This window comes from Dietzia timorensis (assembly GCF_020742175.1).
GTDB classification, from domain to species: Bacteria; Actinomycetota; Actinomycetes; order Mycobacteriales; family Mycobacteriaceae; genus Dietzia; species Dietzia timorensis_A.
On record NZ_DYXM01000114.1, the window covers coordinates 1 to 2679 of the forward strand.

Here is a 2679-nt window from a genome sequence, read left to right on the forward strand (position 1 = left end):
CCGAGCGCGAGCGCATCACGATCGAACGGGAGGTCGCGCCGCCCGGACGGTAGCTGATCCCGCGGAGCATATCGCCGCTGGTGATCCCGGTCGCCGCGAAGAAGCAATTGTCGCCGGTGACGAGGTCGTTCGTCGTGAGGATGCGCGAGACGTCGAGCCCTGCCTCCTTGGCCTTGGCGGCCTCGGCATCGTCGGTCGGGGCGAGCTGTCCCTGAATCTCGCCGCCGAGGCTCTTCATCGCGCACGCCGAGATGATGCCCTCCGGGGTGCCGCCGGTGCCGAGCAACATGTCGACAGAGGAGTTCGGCCCGGCTGCTGCCACAGAACCTGCGACGTCACCATCCATGATGAGCCGCACCTTGGCGCCGGCCTCGCGAACCTCGCCGATGAGATCGGCGTGACGCGGGCGGTCGAGCACACACACGGTGAGGTCGCCGACGTCGAGCTTCTTCGCCTTGGCGAGCGCCTTGATGTTCCACTCCACCGATTCCGACAGGTCGACGACGCCGGCTCCCTCGGGGCCGACGGCCATCTTCTTCATGTAGAACACCGCGGACGGGTCGAACATCGTGCCCCGCTCGGACACGGCGATCACGGCGATCGAGTTCGGGCGGCCCTCCGCCATGAGGCGGGTGCCGTCGATGGGGTCGACGGCGACGTCGACGGCGGGGCCGTTCCCCGTGCCGACCTCTTCGCCGTTGAACAGCATCGGCGCTTCGTCCTTCTCGCCCTCGCCGATTACGACGACGCCGTTCATCTCCACGGTCGAGATCAGCCGGCGCATTGCGTCCACAGCCGCCCCGTCGCCACCGTTCTTGTCGCCGCGGCCGACCCAGCGTCCGGCCGCGAGTGCCGCGGCCTCCGTGACTCGAACGAGCTCCATTGCGAGGTTACGGTCCGGTGGTAGCGGGTTCTGTGAAGGCATTTCGCGCATCTCTCCTCAAAGCTTCTGGCCATAATCGGCCGCACGGGCGCGGCCGCGTGTGTATGTGCACGCTTTATCTATTGTTGCACCCCTGCGGCCAGCTCCCGCGAGCGTCATCGCCACGGCGGCGTTTTCGTTCGCTGCCAGGGGCTGCGATACCGTAGTCGCGTGGCTGACAAACCGAGAATTATGCAGGGCAACCGCGACATGTTCTGGTCGATCGTGGTGCTAATGCTCGTGTGTCTCGCGTTCGCCGCGATCGGCGGCTACGTCACCTTCGGCCAGCCCAAGCCCGGACCGGTACCGGAATTCGACTCTCATCATGCGCTCTCCGAGGATGCGCGAACGCTCGATTTCCCGGTGCGCGAACCTGAGCTTCCCGCCGATTGGCAGTCCAACTCCGGCCGCCTCGAGCGCCTTGGCAACCACGACGCCTCGGTAGTCGGATGGGTGACCCCGTCGAACACGTACGTCGAGCTCATCCAGACGTCCGCGGACGCGCAGACACTCCAGCAGCGCGGCGAGCATCCCCGCCCGGAGCAGCGTCCGATGCCCCTCGGCGGCGAGGAGTGGACGATCTACTCGGGGGAGGACGCGCGCGACATGTGGGTTCTCGACGAGGGCGATGTCCGCGTCGCTGTCAGCGGCCAAGCCGGGCAGAGCGATTTCGAGACCATGGCCGAGGCCGCAGCACACGCCGAACCGCTACCGGCAAGCTAGCCCCGCGCGATTCGCCGGCAGCAAACTCCTCGCCAGCCTCTACTCCGCGTCGGCACCGTCTCCGCGCTCGGACCCGTCCTCCTTCGCGGCAAGCACATCGTCGATCCGCTTGCGCGCGCCGGCGAGATGCTCCTCGCAGCGCGAGGCCAATTCCTCCCCGCGCTCCCACAGCCCCAGCGAGGAATCCAGGTCCTGCCCGCCGGCCTCGAGCGTCCGAACGACATGAATCAGTTCGTCACGCGCGGCCTCGAACCCGAGTTCGGCGACCGGCGTGGCCTCGGTGGTGTCCTCGCTCATTGCTTCTCCGTTCCTGTGGTTTCGGCGGCGCCGTCGGCGCCCACGGGTTCTTTCTCTTCTTCCGATGACGTCGGAGATGCCGCCGCCTTCTGGACGCCGAGCACCGCCGCGTTGATCGAACCGTCGGACACGCGGATCCGCAGCTGCGAGCCGGGAGGGGTATCGCCGATCGATGAGACCACGTCGGCATACCCTGGACCCGCGATCCTCTGGACGACGGCGTAGCCGCGCGCGAGTGTGGCGGCGGGGCCTAGGGTTTGCAGCCGCGCCGAGAGATGCTCGAGCGCGCTGGACTGGGAGTCCACGTAGTCGGTGACCTCGCGTCGCATCCGCCGCCGCCCCTCGGCGACCGCGTCCGCGTAGTCCTGCCAGATCCTGTGTGGCTGGGCGAGCACGGGCCGCGAGGTGATCGAGGCGAGCTGGTGCCGCTCGCGCTCCACCCAGTTCCGCAGCGCGGCGGCCGAGCGCTCGCGCATCTCCGCGATCCGTGCGCGCTCGGCGAGCACATCGGGCACGACCCGCTTGGCCGCGTCCGTCGGCGTTGCCGCGCGCAGGTCGGCGACGTAATCGGTGAGCGGATTATCCGGCTCGTGCCCAATGGCGCTGACAACGGGAGTCCGGCATGCCGAGATCGCACGTACGAGCGTCTCGTCGGAGAAGGGGAGTAGGTCCTCGACCGAGCCTCCGCCCCGGGCGAGGATGATGACGTCGACCTTCTTGTCGAGGTCGAGTTCCTC

At 68.1% G+C, this 2679-nt stretch carries 4 protein-coding genes; 1 reads left to right on the plus strand and 3 read right to left on the minus strand.

Annotated elements, in window-relative coordinates:
- The coding region (glpX, locus tag K8V11_RS06215; protein WP_303911742.1) for a class II fructose-bisphosphatase at positions 1-925 on the minus strand (925 nt) is incomplete at its 3' end.
- 168 nt (positions 926-1093) lie between these two features.
- Here glpX and K8V11_RS06220 point away from each other — a divergent pair.
- Positions 1094-1645 (plus strand): DUF4245 domain-containing protein, encoded by a 552-nt coding sequence (locus K8V11_RS06220; RefSeq protein WP_303911744.1) that lies wholly within the window; start codon positions 1094-1096, stop codon positions 1643-1645.
- Positions 1646-1684: 39 nt separating this feature from the next.
- Here the strand turns inward: K8V11_RS06220 and K8V11_RS06225 are convergent, their stop codons facing one another.
- Both K8V11_RS06225 and xseA read right to left on the minus strand, forming a co-directional pair.
- Complete coding sequence (locus K8V11_RS06225; RefSeq protein WP_303911746.1) at positions 1685-1942, minus strand: exodeoxyribonuclease VII small subunit; 258 nt, start codon at positions 1940-1942, stop codon at positions 1685-1687.
- The coding region (gene xseA / locus K8V11_RS06230) for an exodeoxyribonuclease VII large subunit (RefSeq protein ID WP_303911748.1) at positions 1939-2679 on the minus strand (741 nt) is incomplete at its 5' end. The genes K8V11_RS06225 and xseA, both read right to left, overlap by 4 nt.

Excerpts from the sequence above, each read along its gene's own strand:
- K8V11_RS06225 (WP_303911746.1), bottom strand. The coding sequence starts at position 1,942 with ATGAGCGAGGACACCACCGAGGCCACGCCGGTCGCCGAACTCGGGTTC.